We start from the raw sequence: 16,302 nt of genomic DNA, 5'->3' as shown, positions 1-16,302 counted from the left end.
CACATGCATTAAGGGTTTGCGTTACATAATAAGTACCTGTTGCAAGAGTAGCAGTATCGACTAAAGCCGTTCCACCCGTTGCAACATCATACCATTTTACATCGGTTCCTGTAGCTGTTAAGCTTGTCACAGTTGCGCCTGCACAGAAAGTCTGAGCCCTTGCTGTTGGAGCAGGCGTAGTTGTAATACTTACAGCTACCGAAGCGCGTGGGCCTTCACAGTTGTTTAGCGTCTGCGATACATAATAAGTACCTGTCGCTAATACAGCGGTAGCAGCCAAAGCAGTTCCACCAGTTTCAGCAGTGTACCATTGTAGTGATGTGCCACTTGCAACAAGGCTGCTAACCGTTGTTCCGTTACAGAAAGTCTGGGCAGATGCCGTTGGGGCAAGGGTAGTGTTTATAGTAACCACCACAGAGGCACGCGGGCCTTCGCAGCTGTTAAGGGTTTGCGATACATAATACGTTCCTGGAGCTAAAGAAGCTGTAGAAGCTAAAGCAGTTCCGCCTGTAGCATCAGCATACCACTGTAAACCTGTTCCGGTAGCATTAAGATCTGCCACGGTAGCACTGTTACAGAAAGTCTGTGCAGATGCTGTTGGGGCAACAGTTGTGTTTATAGTTAGGCTAACCGCTATTCTTGCACTTTCGCAAGTGTTGAGCGTTTGAGATACATAATAGGTTCCGGTTGCTAAAGTAGCTGTAGCAGCTAAAGCTGTACCACCAGTTGCGGCAGCATACCACTGTAAACCTGTTCCGGTAGCATTAAGATCTGCCACGGTAGCACTGTTACAGAAAGTCTGTGCAGATGCTGTTGGGGCAACAGTTGTGTTTATAGTTAGGCTAACCGCTATTCTTGCACTTTCGCAAGTGTTGAGCGTTTGAGATACATAATAGGTTCCGGTTGCTAAAGTAGCTGTAGCAGCTAAAGCTGTACCACCAGTTGCGGCAGCATACCACTGTAAACCTGTTCCTGTAGCAGTTAAGCTTGCAACAGTTGCGCCAAAGCAGAAAGTTTGTGCCGAAGCTGTTGGAGCCGGAGTTGTATTGATGGTAACCGCTACCGAAGTGCGTAGGCCTTCGCAGCTGTTAAGCGTTTGAGATACGTAATACGTACCTGTAGCTAACGTAGCTGTAGAAGCTAAAGCTGTACCACCTGTTGCAGTAGCATACCATTTTAGGCTTGTGCCGCTTGCAACAAGGCTGCTCACGCTTGTTCCGTTACAGAAAGTCTGTGCCGAAGCCGTTGGTGCAGCAGTAACGTTAATAGTTACCGTAACAGCTGTCCTTATACTTTCGCAGCTATTTAAAGTCTGCGACACATGATATGTTCCTGCTGTTAGTGAAGTTGTAGCAGCTAAGGCTGTTCCGCCCGTAGCATCAGCATACCATTGTAAGCCTGTACCAGTAGCAGTTAAATTCGCCACAGTAGCACTGTTACAAAAAGTTTGTGCGCTTGCAATAGGAGCCGCAGTAATATTAATTGTTACGCTAACAGCAGTCCTTACTCCCTCGCAGTTGTTAAGCGTTTGCGATGCATAGTAGGTTCCTGTAGAAAGCGAAGCCGTAGAAGCTAAAGCTGTACCACCCGTTGCAGCTGTATACCACTGAACCGAAGTTCCTGTAGCAGTTAAGTTAGCCACGGTAGCGCTGTTACAGAAAGCCTGAGCAGCAGCTACAGGAGCCGGGGTAGTATTTATTATTACGGCTACTGCCGTCCTTGTGCTTTCGCAGTTGTTTAATGTCTGAGATACATAATAAGTACCTGTAGCCAATGTCGCTGTAGAAGCTAAAGCAGTACCGCCGGTAGCATTAGCATACCACTGTAAACCTGTTCCTGTAGCGGTTAAGCTTGTCAGCGTCGCGCCTGCACAGAAAGTTTGTGCACTTGCTGTAGGAGCTGGTGTAACAGGGCTGATGGTAACCGCAACAGCTGTCCTTACACTTTCGCAGGTATTAAGCGTTGACGTTACATAGTAATTGCCTGTAGCTAAAACATCTGTAGAAGCTAAAGCCGTTCCGCCTGTAGCTGTAGCATACCATTGTAGTAAAGTACCGCTTGCAACAAGGCTGCCCGCAGTTGTACCATTACAGAAGGTTTGTGCTGTTGCAGTAGGAGCCGGAGTAGTATTAATGGTTACCGCAATAGCTGTCCTTGTGCCTTCGCACGAATTAAGTGTTTGCGATGCATAATAGGTACCTGTAGCCAATGTAGTAGTAGATGCTAAAGCACTACCGCTTGTGGCAGTGCTATACCATTGTACCGAAGTTCCTGTAGCTGTTAAGCTTGCCACAGTTGTACCAACACAAAATGTTTGTGCTGTAGCCGCAGGTGCAGGAGTAGTGTATACTGTTACCGCAACCGCTGTCCTTGTACTTTCGCACGAGTTAAGCGTTTGTGATACATAATATGTGCCTGATGATAACGTAGCCGAAGTAGCTAAAGCCGTTCCGCCGGTTGCGGCAGTGTACCATTTTAAGTCGGTACCATTCGCTGTAAGGCTACTTACGTTTACACCGTTACAGAATGCTTGTGCCGATGCTGTAGGAGTCGCAGTAGTGTTTATTGTAACCGTTACTGCTGTCCTTACACTTTCGCAGGCGTTTAGCGTTTGTGATACATAGTAAGTGCCTGTTGCTAATGTAGCTGTGGCTGTTAAAGCTGTTCCGCCTGTAGCATTTGCGTACCATTGTAGTGAAGTACCACTTGCAACAAGGCCGGCAACGGTTGTTCCGTTACAGAATGTTTGTGCCGATGCTGCTGGTGCTGCTGTAGTGTTAACAGTTACCGCAACACTTGTCCTTGTACTTTCGCAATTGTTAAGTGTTTGAGATACATAGTAGTTACCGGTTGCAAGTGTAGTAGTTGATGCTAAGGCAGTTGCGCCAGTAGCAGTACTGTACCATTGCAACCCTGTTCCTGTAGCTGTTAAGCCTGCAACGGTTGTTCCAACACAGAAAGTCTGTGCCGAAGCTGTTGGCGCGGCAGTAGTGTTAATAGTAACCGCAACTGCTGTCCTCGTACCCTCGCATGTATTTAATGTTTGAGATACATAGTACGTTCTTGTAGTAAGTAAAGTTGCAGAAGCTATAGCTGTACCACCTGTTGCAGCAGTATACCACTGTAAGCTTGTTCCTGTAGCTGTTAAGCTTGCAGCTGTTGCGCCATTACAGAAAGTCTGTGCCGATGCAGCAGGTGCCGGAGTTGTATTAATAGTTACCGCAACGGCTACCCTTGCACTTTCGCACGAGTTAAGCGTTTGCGATACATAATAGGTATTTGTTGCTAAAGTAGCTGTAGCTGTTAATGCTACTCCACCTGTAGCAGTTGTATACCATTTTAACGCAGTACCTGTGGCTGTAAGGCTGCTTACAGTTGCGCCGTTACAAAATGTTTGTGCACTTGCAGTAGGTGCAGTAGTTGTAGTATTGATAGTTATCGCAACGGCTGTCCTTGCGCTTTCGCATGAGTTAAGCGTTTGCGATACATAGTATGTTCCTGTAGATAAGGTAGTGTTAGCTGTTAAAGCTGTACCACCTGTAGCCACATCATACCATTGTGTAGCTGTCCCACTGGCAACTAAATTGCTAACGGTTGCACCGTTACAAAATGTTTGTGCACTTGCTGTAGGAGCAATTGTAGTATTTATAGTTACTGCAACGGCTGTCCTTGTACTCTCGCAGGTATTTAATGTTTGAGATACATAGTATGTTCTTGTGGTAAGAACATCTGTAGCGGCTATAGCGGCTCCGCCTGTTGTGGTACTGTACCACTGTAAGTCCGTTCCTGTTGCGGTCAAGCTTGCAGCTGTTGTGCCGGCACAATATGTTTGTGCGCTTGCTGTAGGTACCGGAGTTGTGTTAATTGTTACCGCAACAGCAGTCCTTGCACTTTCGCACGAGTTTAATGTTTGCGATACGTAATACGTCCTTGTTGTAAGTACAGTTGTGCCCGTTAATGCTGCACCGCCTGTAGCTGCAGTATACCATTGTACTCCTGCGCCGGTAGAAGTAAGGCTGCTTACTGTAGCGCCATTACAGAATGACTGTGCCGATGCTGTGGGTGGTGGTGTATTGGTTACGGTAACCGCAACGCTGGTCCTTGTACTTTCGCAGGTGCTAACGGTTTGAGACACATAATAGGTACCTCCGTTTAAAGCTGTTGAAGATGTTAGGGCGGTTCCGCCGGTAGCATCTGCATACCATTTCAGGTTGGTGCCTGTTGCAGTAAGGTTAGCTACCGTTGCGCCATTACATAATGACTGTGCCGAAGCTGCAGGTGCCGCTATAGTTGTTACAAATACAGGTACCTGTGTCCTTGCGCTTTCGCATGAATTAATTGTTTGAGATACATAATAGCTGCCTGTAGCTAATGGCGTGGTGGCTAATAGAGCAGTTTCGCCAGTAGCAGAAGAATACCATTTTAAGCCAGAACCTGTAGCTACAAGGTTAACCACAGTGGCCGATGAGCAAAATGCCTGTTCTGACGCTGTTGGTGCAGGTGTTACGTTGATTGTAACGGTAACCGCTGTCCTTGCGCTTTCGCAGTTGTTAAGTGTCTGCGATACATAGTATGACCTTGTTGTAAGAACAGTTGTACCCGGTAAAGCAGTACCGCCATTGGCAGCAGTATACCATTGCAGGCCTGTACCCACAGCAGTAAGGTTGCTTAATGTAGCACCATTACAAAATGATTGTGCTGATGCCGTAGGGGCAGGCGTAGTATTTATGGTTACTGCAACGGCAGCTCTTGCACCTTCGCAGTTATTTAAAGTTTGCGATACATAGTAAGTACCTGTAGCTAACGATGTAGATGTGGCAAGTGCCGTACCACCGGTGGTGGCTGCATACCATTTTAATATAGTGCCTGTTGCTGTTAAGTTAGCAACCGTAGCACCGTTACACAATGTTTGAGATGATGCTGTAGGGGCAGGTGTTGCACAAGGCACATCGGTAGATAGCGACCACACAAGGGTAAAGTCGCCACCGCCGGGATAAAAGCCATCCTGTACCCAGAATACTTTTTTAGTACTACCTGTGGTGTTTGTCCAGGTAACCACATCGGTATCATCTTCATCAAAACATGATATTTCTGTAGTGCCCGGGCATGTACCGCCGTAGCCCACATATATAACAGAGTCATACGAGTTTACTGACTGGCCTATTGTTAATGTAGCATTGTTTGGTACATTAATAAAGTATACCTGGTCGTTTCCTTCGCCTCCACAACCAAAAGTATAATTGTTTGTTGCAGCGGTGGTAGAGGAAGAGTAAGGGCTTGTAAGTGTAGAAAGGTCTATAGAGGTAGAACAGGTATCGCCGGAGGCAACACTTGTAAATCCTGCCGATGTAACCCATGCGCTGTTTGAACCCGAACAGGTAGACCTTACATGAAGATAATACGTAACCCCCGATGTTATAGTGTAGCCCGTAACTGTAGTTGCAGAGGTTGCAGTACCTGTAGATGGTGGCGTTGCCGATGTTGTAACGGCATACTGGTAGCCTGAAGGTGTATTGCTTGTAGGTGCTGCCCATGTAAGGTTTGCTGCTATTGCAGATGTTGCACTTCCTACAACGCCCGAAGGTAATCCGCAGGGAACGTTAAGCGACCAGGTAAGTGTAAATGAACCTGAGCCATAATAGCCTTCTTCTACCCAGTACACAGTCTGGTCACTACCCGTATTGTTAGTCCATACATTTGCAGTGCCGGTACCTGTGCCGCTGTTTTGGTAAAAGCAATTTATTTGTGTTTCGCCAGGGCATGCCCCGCCGTAACCAATATAGTTTACTGCGCTAAAGCTGGCATACGTTTGGTTTATTGTTAGTGTGCCTCCTACCGGTACATTTATGTAATAAATAAGGTCAGGAGACGAAGTGTCGCCATAACATGGTGAAGCAAAGTTGTTATATGCATTTACTGTAGACGATGAGTAAGGGCTTGTTAGTGTATTAAGGTCTATAGCAGTAGCACAGCTGTCGCCCTGCAAGCCACCTGCCTGAAACGGTGCAGATGTAACCCAGTTGCTGTATGTGCCGGAACAGTTACTTCTTACATGCAAATAGTACATGCCGCCGGGAGTTACGCTATAACTGGTTACAGCAGTACTTGTTGCAGATGATCCTGTTGAAGGCGGATTTGGAGATGTTGTAACTGCATATTGATAATTTGTGGGTGTACCGGTTGCGGGTGCTGTCCAGCTTATATCTACGCTATTAGTTGTGGGGTTTGCCACAGATGGTGCCGTTGGCGCAGTACATGGCGCGGTTACATTAAGGGTGTAATCTTCATAACTGCCATATTCTCCTGTATAGCATGGAGTAGGTGTGTAAGAATAATAGGTTGTACCTACCCTTAAACGGTAATTGCCCAATGCAGCAGCTGCAGGAACTGTAAAGCTGCCTGTTAATAATGCTACGGGGTATAAATTAGCATCAGATGTGCCGGTGTAAACCACTTCACCTGCATCGTCAAAGTCAAGGTCGTTATTCCAGTCTACCCATACTACGGTATTATAGCTGTAGCCTGTATAGTTAAAAGTAACACTAAAAGTTTGCGTAGAGCCCTGGCCCACATTAGCAATTTGAGACGAGTAATTACCGTAATTGGCACTCTCGGCCCCGGTTGTGTTATTTATAGTACCAAGGGTTACATTAGTAATTCCTTGTCCTAAAGAATATTGTGGTACAGGTGTACAAAGGCCTGTGGTAAAGGATAAACTTACCCAGTCGCTAAAAGTACCGGAGCAGTTACTCCTTACATGCAGGTAATAACTGCCGGATGATACAGCATAATTACTTATAGATGTAGCAGTAGTTGTAGTACCGGTTGCAGGAGGCGTGGCCGATGTTGTAACGGCATACTGATAGTTTGTAGGCGACCCGGTGCTTGGCGCAGACCAGCTAAAATTTGCTCTTGTGGTCGATGTTGCCGTTGCCGCAACATTTGTAGGGGCATTGCATGGCGTTGTAATATTTACAGTATAATCTTCATAGCTGCCATATTCCCCGTTATAACATGGGGTAGGAGTATAAAAATAAGCAGTACCTATCCTTAAACGGTGGTTGCCTAAAGCTGCTGTTGCAGGTACGGTAAAACTTCCGCTTATTACGGCAGGATATGTTTGCTGAGACGTTCCTGTATAAATTGTTTCGCCTGCATCATCAAAGTCAAGGTCATTATTCCAGTCTACCCATATTTTTGTATTGTAGTTATACCCTGAATAATCAAAAGTAATGTTGAATGTCTGGGTAGATCCCTGGCCTAAATTAGCTATCTGGGAGGTATAATTACCATAGTTGCCGCTCTCCCAGTTGGTAGTGTTGTTTATAGAGCCCAACGTTACATTGGTTATACCATAGCCAATAGTGTTTGTAGGTGCAGGCCTGCAATATCCTGAGCTAAATGTAGCGGTTGCCCAGCTGCTGTATGTGCTTGAACAGTTACTTCTTACATGTAAATAGTAAACACCTTCTGTAGAAAGTGAATAGTTGTTAATAGATGTGGCAGTAGTTGTAGTGCCCGTAGCCGGTGGTGTGGCCGATGTGGTTACTGCATATTGATAGTTTGTAGGCGACCCTGTTGATGGGGCGGTCCAGCTTAGGTTTGCAGTTGTGGTAGTTGGGGTTGTTACTGTAGGGTTTGTAGGCGGATTACAGGTTGCAGTAACATTTACCGTATAATCTTCGAAGGCACCATAGTCGCCGCTGTAGCATGGAGAAGGAGTGTAATAATAGGCGCTGCCTACTCTTAGGCGATGATTACCAAGAGATGCTGACGACGGAACATTAAATGAGCCTGACAGTACAGATGGATAATTATTAGTAGAGGTGCCGGTGTAAAGCGTTTCGCCCGAATCATCAAAATCATAATCGTTATTCCAGTCTACCCATATTATAGTATTGTAATTATAACCGGAATAATCAAAAGTTACACTAAATGTCTGTGTAGAACCCTGGCCTACATTTACTACCTGAGAGGTATAGTTTCCGTAATTCCCTGTTTCAGATGTAGTGGTGTTGTTTATAGTGCCCAGGGTTACATTTGTAATACCGTTGCCCAGGGCATTTACCGGTACAGGCCTGCAGTGGCCCGAATAAAATATATAAGTAGACCAGTTGCTGTAAGTGCCGGAACAATTTGTTCTTACATGTACATAATAGGTTGTGCCTGCGGTAATGCTATATCCTGTTATAGATGTAGCGGTAGTTGCCGTACCCGAAGATGGTGGCGAGGCTGATGTTGTTACCGAATACTGGTAACCTGTAGGTGTGCCTGTAGCAGGCGCGGTCCAGCTAAGGTTTGCAGTGCTGGCTGTTACAGTTGTTGCAGTAATGTTTCTTGGTATTGAGCAGGTTTGCCCATAGAAACATATACTCGATAACATGAGTAAGGTGAGTAAAAAATGCTTCATAATCAATTGATTGGTTTTAGTGCGCAATGTAATGTAAAATCAAATGCAAAAAATACCCATTAATAGGTATTTTTTGTTAAAATTAACATGTATTAATAATTAAATAAGCCATGTTTGTAAGAAGTTTTAATAAATTTTATCTATTAACATAATTAAATAGTAAATAATCCAAACTTTAAGAAATCGTTAATATTAATGCTTTAGTTAATAAAAATGTAATCATTTACTTGCAAACCATAATATTTTTCAATGATAATAGTTGATAAGGTTAAATTGACTGTCTTAAACTCAAAAACGAATATTTAGAATTTGATATATAGAATAGTATAGTATAATTTTGTTTTGATGTTTTATATTTGTTTCTATAAAATCTCAAAATCAATTATGAAATCTATTTTTTTCACTATAACAGTTACAATGGTATTTATCCTCCCGTTGGCCGTAAGGGCACAACAAACAGATAAAATACTTTATAAAAATAAAAATGTGGCAGTTGCCGAAAGAGTGGATGATTTGCTGAAACGCATGACCTTAAAAGAAAAAGTAATGCAGATGCAAAACAGGGCATCCGGTAAAGCGTCAGAAATAGCATCCATATTCAGCGGAGAGAGTTACGGCTGTACCCATGAAATGAACATGAATGCTTACGATTGTGCAGTAATGTATAATCAACTGCAAAAATATATGCTTACTAAAACACGTTTGGGCATACCTATTATTACTGCGGTAGAAGGTATAGAGGGCATATTGCAAAATAATTGTACTATTTTTCCGCACGCATTAGCACAGGCAAGTACTTTTAACCCCGAACTTATTACGCGCATGACCTCTGCTGCCGGCGAGGAGGCTCAGGCGATAGGCATACACCAGATATTATCTCCTGTTTTAGATATTGCCCGCGAACTGAGATGGGGCCGTGTAGAAGAAACTTTTGGCGAAGACCCTTACCTTATTTCACAAATGGGTATAGCTTTTATAAATGGGTACCAAAAATACAATATTACCTGTACGCCGAAACATTTTCTTGCACATGGCAGCCCGTCGGGTGGTTTAAACTGTGCTAATGTAACGGGGGGCGAACGCGAAATGAGAAGCCTTTACCTATACCCTTTTCAAAAAGTTATCGGTGCTACAAACCCATTATCGGTTATGTCATGTTATAGTGCTTATGATGGGCTTGCTGTTACGGGCTCTCCTTATTATATGACCGATATTTTGCGCGGCGAACTGGGTTTTAAAGGGTATGTATATTCCGACTGGGGATCGGTAGAGCGGCTCAGGACCTTTCACCATGCCGTGGAAACAAATGATGAAGCAGCCATCATGGCACTTATTGCCGGTGTAGACCTTAATATAGATGCATCCTATAATAATTTAGAACAGCTGGTTAGCAGTGGCAAATTAGATATTAAATATATAGACCTTGCAGTGCGCCGGGTATTAACGGTTAAATTTACCCTTGGCCTTTTTGATAACCCTTATGGTAATCCTGAAAAGGTAAACAAAGTAGTGCGCAATGCACAAAAAATAGCCCTTGCAAAAGAGGTGGCAGATGAAAGTGCTATCCTGCTTAAAAACAGCAATAACCTTTTGCCGCTTAATCTTTCAAAATATAAATCTATAGCTGTTATTGGGCCAAACAGCAATCAGGTTGTTTTTGGCGATTATGCCTGGACAATGCCCGATACTAAAGAAGGTACAAATTTATTGCAGGGGCTTAAGGAGGTTGCCGGTAGTAAAGTTGCTATAAACTATGCCGAAGGCTGCGACTGGTGGAGCACAAATACTACCGGGATTGCCCAGGCTGTAAAGGCTGCGCAAGACAGCGATATTGCAATTGTTGCCATAGGTACACGCAGTACTTTTTTGGGCCGGAGCCCTAAATACAGTACAGCGGGAGAGGGGTTCGACTTATCATCGCTGGAATTGCCCGGTGCACAGCAGCAGCTTTTAGAGGCGGTTAAAGCAACAGGAAAACCCATGATAGTGGTATTTATTGCAGGCAAGCCACTGGCAATGCCATGGGTAAAAGAAAATGCCGATGCAGTATTGGTACAGTGGTATGGCGGCGAAAAGCAGGGGCGCACACTGGCAGATATTATTACGGGTGCTGTTAACCCGTCCGGGAGGTTAAATGTTTCTTTTCCCCGAAGCACAGGTAATTCGCCTTCTTATTATAACCATTTTGTAACCGACAGGGAAGAGCCTTTTGATAAGCCCGGATCTGTGTCTGATCCTAAAGGACATTATATTTTTGATACGCCCGAGCCACTTTGGAATTTTGGCTACGGTCTTAGTTATACCACGTTTAAGTATAATAGCTGTGCTTTAAACAATTCTGTTTTTACCTATAAAGATACTGTTACTGTAACGGTAGAAGTAGAAAATACTGGTGCTACAGATGGTAAAGAAGTAGTACAACTTTATGTGCGCGATAAGGTTAGCAGTGTGGCTACCCCAATACAGCAGCTTAAAGCGTTTAAGAAAGAATTTATAAAGGCAGGCAAACGTGCTATTATTACATTACAGGTGCCGGTACAGGAACTTACCCTTTATAATGCCCGTATGCAAAAGGTGGTGGAACCGGGAGAATTTGAAATTCAGGTAGGCAGTGCATCAGATAATATTATATTCAATAAAACTATCGTGGTAAAGTAATTTGGTAAAGCCAAAGTAAAATTTTTAAAAGCACGTAGGGTATTTAGCTGCAATGCTGTTGTGATGTAAACTAATACTACAGCACCTTAATTATATGAGGCCATTTAAATATGTTCTTGTCCTTGCGTTTTTTATTTTGTTTTCGTGTACCGGCGATGATAATAGCATAAGCCCACAACCGGTTTCAGCAGGTTACAGCCCCGGTGTGGTTATTACCCTCGATGACGATTATGTTGACAATTGGGCTGCTGCCGATGATATTCTTAAAACTTATAACTGGAAAGCTACTTTTTTTGTAACTAAATGTGGCCAGTTGGATGATGCTAAAATTGCAAAGCTTGAAGCGTTTAACCAATACGGACACGAAATAGGAGGGCATGGCCTTAACCATTTAAACGCGTCGCAATATATTGCTGTTAAAGGAGTTGAGGCTTATTTAAATACAGAAATAACTCCTATGGTTGCCATAATGGATGGTGGGGGCCTGCATGCCACGTCTTTTGCATACCCGTTTGGGGCAAGAAACAAAGGTACCGATGATCTTTTGCTTAATCATTTCTCTATATTGCGAGGCACTACATACGGCAGGCTGAACCCGGACACACACAATTGTTATTATACCGGCAGTCCGGTTGTATATGGTTTAGGGATAGATAATAGTTACAGCCACTTTAATGTGCCTTATTTTTTGTCGCTATTAGAATATGCCAAAAAGAATAACAAAATTGTGGTTTTTTATGCGCATAGGCCTGTACAAACAGCGCACATAGACTATGAAACTGAATATAACACCCTTATAGAAATTTGTAAGTATGTTAAGGCTAACAATATGAAATTCTATACAATGTCACAATTACCCGGTTTATAGTTGCTATTTTGGCATTTTAACCCTGAAAACCCTTAAAGGATATTCTACCCTGTTTTCTTCTTTGTTGTATTTAGGCAGGCGGTTAAGCTGGGCACAGCTAAAATACAGGTAACCATCACTGCCCACTCCAAAAGAATCGGGCCAGATAATGCGCTCGTCAGCCACTAATGTATTTACATTACCATCCGGCGATACATATTTTATCGAGTGGCTTGGCGAATGCCCGTAATAGATGTTTCCTCTTGCATCGCACTCCAGCCCGTGGGTAACACCGGCACTGGCAACAGTTTCTACTTTGGCAGAAAGCTCTGCTGCAGAAAGTTTTGCATCGGCTAAATACCGGGTTTCAATACGGTATAAATTGTCGTGGTTTATGGGCTTGTAGTAAAAGTACTTGTTGTCTTTAGTAAGTGCTATGCCATTTACATTACTGCTAAAGGGTTTGCCTTTATCATCAATCATTTCTTTGCCATCTATAGTAAGGTTATAGCCCGGTGTTGCTGTAGTCGACTTATCGTTTTGCAAAACTACCCGCACGGTATCGGTCTTTAAGTCTAAAACTACAATGGCTTTAAGTGCGGGGTCAGAGAGGTAGGCCAGTTGTTTTCCGGTATCAACCCGAACATCGTTAAGCCCACTTTTGTCTTTAGGCAGGCCACTAAAAAAGTAGGTTTTTACCTCTTTATTAGTTTTAAGGTCAAATTGTATCAGCTTAAATTCACCTTGTTTTCCCTGTCCCGAATCGCCAAAAACAGATGCACCTCCCGCAGGCTTAGAATCAAGCACCCAGAGATAACCTTTGTCATCGGCATACATATCCTGTGCATTATTGTAATGCTTTGCATCTGCAACTTTAGGGATTTCATTCCATTCCTCATTAGGGTAAGGAATGCGCTTGCCGTCTATAATTTCGGTAACGGCATATAAAAAAGGTTCATTGTGCGGAAAAGACACAAATACCCTGTTCGTACTGGTTTGCACCGCCACGCCTATGGGCTGGTTATTACCAAACTGCGCTACTTCTTCCAGTTGTGAGCTTTTAGTTTGAGCCATGGCAGAACCGGTAATTATTATGGTAAGGAATAATTTTTTCATTGCATTTGTAATCATAAAGATATTTGCTTGTTTGCAAAGGCTTCTAAATTACAAATGAAACAACCGGTAAAGGATAAAATTGTATTAAAAATATAAAGGTAAAAGTTAAAGCGTCTATAGTAAAATTAGTTAATTATACTCTTCTACCCATTTTACAATTTCATCGAGTACACGCTTTTCGCTATCGGGCTGGTTCATGCCGCAATCGTGGCCTTTGCCTTCCATTGTTATAAATTTAGAGATTACCTTTTTTTCTTTAAGTATCTCATATAAAAACGCCGATTGTGTATATGGTACTAAATCGTCTTTGTCGCCATGAAACAATAGTGTGGGTATGGCCTTAACATGGGCATACGGGCTAACGGTGGTAAATTTCGGGTTGGGTATTTTACCCGGTGTATAGGCTGCATTAGCTAAAAGCTCTACGTTTTTTACAAGGTTGTTTTTTTGCAGCGCCGTTAATGTTTCAGGGTCATCAAGCTGCGTGGGCGGGCACAATGCCGTAATAGACTTTATGCTTTTAAGGCTTGTATAACCATACAATAATGCTAAGTGTGCACCGGCGCTTATGCCTGCTATATGATAACCGGCAGGTTTGTAATGGTACTCTGCAGCTTTTTTTTGTATAAAAGTAACAGCTTTATCTATATCCATAAGCAAGTCGCGGCCATGCACGGTATCATTTACATAACGATAGTCTACATTAGCCACTACAAAACCGCGGTTACGCAGGTCTTTGGCTGTTTTGCCGGTATACTCATTACCGCCCATCATCCAGGCACCGCCGTGTAAAAGTATGATTACCGGAGTGGCTTCGGTATAGGTTTTAGGCAGGTAAAGGTCGAGTGTATTTTGCTTTGCGGCAGCATATTGCAGTTGTATGAGGTCTTTAGGCCCCAACTGGCTATGTGCCGAAAATGTATGCAGTAAAATAAAGGTGACGAGTAATGAGAACAGGTTTTTCATTATAGAATCTTAACCGCACTAAATTACAATTTTACAGGTAATGCAGGCATATATTTTATAAGGTGTTTTTTAGTTGGATATGCATTTTAACCTTTAGCTGTAGCTCAGTCTGAAATCTTAGATCTAAAATCTGAAATCCAAAATCAAAACCGTAGCTTTGCACACTTCAAAAAATATGCAAAAAGAAATACACCCCATATACAACCTGCACTTTGGCCTGCTGTGCTTAAGCTCGCTGCTGTTTTCGGCAAGCTTTAATATGCTTATCCCGGAACTGCCTGCTTACCTTAGCAGCCTTGGCGGTGCCGAATATAAAGGGCTTATTATTGCGCTTTTTACCCTTACTGCCGGAATCTCGCGACCGTTTAGCGGCAGGCTTACAGATACTGTGGGGCGTGTGCCGGTAATGGCATTCGGGTCGGTAGTGTGTTTTGTATGTGGCTTACTGTACCCTGTATTAGGGTCGGTTGCGGGGTTTTTGTTTTTAAGGCTCCTTCATGGTTTTAGTACCGGTTTTAAACCTACTGCCACCGCAGCTTATGTAGCAGATATTGCCCCAAAGGAACGCTGGGGAGAAGCGTTGGGTATACACGGTTTGTGCTTTAGCACCGGTATGGCTATAGGTCCCGCTATAGGAGATTATATAACGAGGCATTTTTCGTTAAACATACTTTTTTATGTGTCATCTGCCTTTGCCCTTATGTCTATACTTATCCTTATGAACCTTAAGGAAACCATTAAAGTAAAACAAAAGTTTAGCCTTTCGTTGCTTAAAATATCCCGAAGGGATATCATTGCGCCAGAGGTGCTCCCGGCAGCCATAGTAACGTTTATGTCTTATGTTAGCAGTGGGGTATTGCTTACCCTGTTGCCCGATTTTACCCCGTCTATAGGTGTAGCAAATAAAGGGATGTTTTTTGTGGTGTTTACCACAGCCTCGCTTATTATACGTTTTGTGGCAGGAAAAGCGTCTGACCGTTACGGGCGTACCAAAATTATTAAACTGGGGCTTGTGCTGCTTGCCGCGGGTATAGTCCTTACAGGATTCTCTAAAAATATGACCGGGCTTTTAGTGGCCGCAATAGTGTATGGTATAGCAGCGGGTATACTTTCGCCGGCACTTAATGCCTGGACTATAGACCTGAGCCTGCCAGATCATCGTGGTAAAGCTGTAGCCACTATGTATATTGCCCTCGAAGCCGGTATAGGGCTTGGTGCGTTATTTTCTGGCTGGTATTACCAGGACATTATTGCGCGTATACCGTTGCTCATGTATATATCTGCCGGGATAGTATTGCTGGGTATGGTATATATGCTTTGGAAGGAGCGGCAAAAGGTAACTGTTTAATTTTACTATGTTTTCTTTGAAGTCTTTCAGTAATATATTTTATGTTACTATGTGGTAAATGTCTTTATCAGGCTAAATACAAAAGGCTGCCCCTAAAGACAGCCCCTCATCCAACAATATAAAAAACGTTTAATTTAAATAGTAGTGTAACCACCGTCGGCAATAATGTAGCTGCCTGTGGTAAACGACGATTTATCTGAACTAAGGAATGTAACCAAATCTGCAATTTCCTGCGCAGTGCCCAGCCTGTTCATAGGTGCTTTAGCTTCGAGGGCTTTTAGCATATCTTTGTTAGAATGTGCCGTAAGTAATGGCGTTTCTATGTAACCGGGACCCACAGCGTTACAGCGAATGTTTTTCTGTCCATACTCCGCCGCAATGTTTTTAGTTAAGCCCACCACACCATGCTTGGCAGCAGTATAAGCCACACTATTAGGCGCTGCTACCGTACCATGAATAGAGGCAATATTAACAATGTTGCCACCGCCGTTTTTTTCCATTTGCTCTAATTGGTAACGGCAGGCATAAAACACACCGCTAAGGTTAAGTGCTATCACTTTGTCCCAGGCGTCAATTTCATATTCTCCTGTTGGCGCAGCGGGCCCGCCTATACCGGCATTGTTGCAGGCTATATCCAGCCTGCCATATTGTGCTACTACAGCCTCAACAAGCTTTTTGTTTTCTTCGGCTACAGATGAGTCTGCCTTCACAAAAAAAGCATCGCCACCGGCTTCCTTTATTGCTTTTACGGTTTCTTCACCGTGCTCTGTACTTACATCTGCTACCACTACTTTAGCACCCTCAAGTGCGTACGTTTCGGCTATTGCGCGGCCTATTCCGGATCCTGCGCCCGAAACTACTGCCACTTTGCCTGCTAATAAAGACATGTGTTCTTGTTTTTAAGTTATACTATAAAGTTAGTTATTATCCCGTAATCAAAGCTTCAAAAAGAAGCGT

Annotated in this window: 7 protein-coding genes; 3 read left to right on the top strand and 4 right to left on the bottom strand. The window is 43.4% G+C overall.

From position 1 onward, the window contains the following. Window positions 1-8,410 (bottom strand): Ig-like domain-containing protein (locus F565_RS0118935; protein WP_154652670.1); only part of this gene is annotated, 8,410 nt, incomplete at its 3' end. Between the two features lie 384 nt (window positions 8,411-8,794). On the opposite strand from F565_RS0118935, the gene F565_RS0118930 reads away from it, so the two are divergent. Together F565_RS0118930 and F565_RS0118925 are read left to right on the top strand one after the other, a co-directional pair. After that, window positions 8,795-11,068, top strand: coding sequence for a glycoside hydrolase family 3 N-terminal domain-containing protein (locus F565_RS0118930; RefSeq protein WP_020214819.1), 2,274 nt, complete (start codon window positions 8,795-8,797; stop codon window positions 11,066-11,068). A 94-nt stretch (window positions 11,069-11,162) separates the two neighbouring features. Next, on the top strand, window positions 11,163-11,936 hold the full coding sequence (locus F565_RS0118925; protein ID WP_020214818.1) for a polysaccharide deacetylase family protein: 774 nt from the start codon (window positions 11,163-11,165) through the stop codon (window positions 11,934-11,936). Window positions 11,937-11,939: 3 nt separating this feature from the next. Here the strand turns inward: F565_RS0118925 and F565_RS0118920 are convergent, their stop codons facing one another. Further along, window positions 11,940-13,031: an L-dopachrome tautomerase-related protein gene (locus tag F565_RS0118920; protein ID WP_169336042.1), complete on the bottom strand. Its 1,092-nt coding sequence runs from the start codon at window positions 13,029-13,031 to the stop codon at window positions 11,940-11,942. A gap of 129 nt (window positions 13,032-13,160) precedes the next feature. After that, a complete protein-coding gene (locus F565_RS0118915; protein WP_020214816.1) occupies window positions 13,161-13,997 on the bottom strand; it encodes an alpha/beta hydrolase in 837 nt (278 codons plus the stop codon). Window positions 13,998-14,172: 175 nt separating this feature from the next. Between F565_RS0118915 and F565_RS0118910 the strand changes: the two genes are divergently transcribed. Continuing rightward, on the top strand, window positions 14,173-15,345 hold the full coding sequence (locus F565_RS0118910; RefSeq protein WP_020214815.1) for an MFS transporter: 1,173 nt from the start codon (window positions 14,173-14,175) through the stop codon (window positions 15,343-15,345). Between the two features lie 134 nt (window positions 15,346-15,479). Here F565_RS0118910 and F565_RS0118905 read toward each other — a convergent pair whose 3' ends face one another. Further along, window positions 15,480-16,232, bottom strand: coding sequence for an SDR family NAD(P)-dependent oxidoreductase (locus F565_RS0118905; RefSeq protein ID WP_020214814.1), 753 nt, complete (start codon window positions 16,230-16,232; stop codon window positions 15,480-15,482). Window positions 16,233-16,302 lie beyond the last annotated feature (70 nt).

This window comes from Flavobacterium rivuli WB 3.3-2 = DSM 21788, assembly GCF_000378485.1.
Lineage (GTDB): Bacteria > Bacteroidota > Bacteroidia > Flavobacteriales > Flavobacteriaceae > Flavobacterium > Flavobacterium rivuli.
Note: the sequence above shows the minus strand (reverse complement) of the source record. Positions and strands in the feature narration are given on the sequence as shown.

Coding starts and splice junctions, on each gene's coding strand:
- F565_RS0118930 (WP_020214819.1), top strand. CDS start 8,795: ATGAAATCTATTTTTTTCACTATAACAGTTACAATGGTATTTATCCTC.
- F565_RS0118925 (WP_020214818.1), top strand. CDS start 11,163: ATGAGGCCATTTAAATATGTTCTTGTCCTTGCGTTTTTTATTTTGTTT.
- F565_RS0118920 (WP_169336042.1), bottom strand. CDS start 13,031: ATGAAAAAATTATTCCTTACCATAATAATTACCGGTTCTGCCATGGCT.
- F565_RS0118915 (WP_020214816.1), bottom strand. CDS start 13,997: ATGAAAAACCTGTTCTCATTACTCGTCACCTTTATTTTACTGCATACA.
- F565_RS0118910 (WP_020214815.1), top strand. CDS start 14,173: ATGCAAAAAGAAATACACCCCATATACAACCTGCACTTTGGCCTGCTG.
- F565_RS0118905 (WP_020214814.1), bottom strand. CDS start 16,232: ATGTCTTTATTAGCAGGCAAAGTGGCAGTAGTTTCGGGCGCAGGATCC.